1 protein-coding gene is annotated in these 280 nt (G+C 75.4%); it reads right to left on the reverse strand.

Features of this window, described 5'->3' with window-relative positions; genetic code table 11:
* Window positions 1–280: hypothetical protein (locus ACLBX8_RS32225; RefSeq protein ID WP_447716478.1), on the reverse strand; the 280-nt coding region annotated here is incomplete at both ends.

Here is a 280-nt window from a genome sequence, read left to right on the forward strand (position 1 = left end):
CGCGACCGGGTGCCCCTGGAGCGACAGGCCGGTGGCGGCGTAATCCTCGGCCACGGCCTCGGACGGGGCCAGGGGCTGAAGGTCCACCGCCGGCTCGTGCCGGGACAGGCCGTCATCGGCGTGCCACGCGAAGAGCGGCAGGGGTGCGTCGAGAAGATGGGCGCGGCGCTCGCTCGCATCGGCCTTGGCGGCCTTGCGGGATGACGTCCCTTCCAGGGTGCGGACCATCCACAGGGCGGCGCGCCGGCCGAGGCCGAGCGAGCGGAACGCGTCCGCCTCC

The sequence above is a fragment of the Methylobacterium sp. D48H genome (assembly GCF_053345715.1).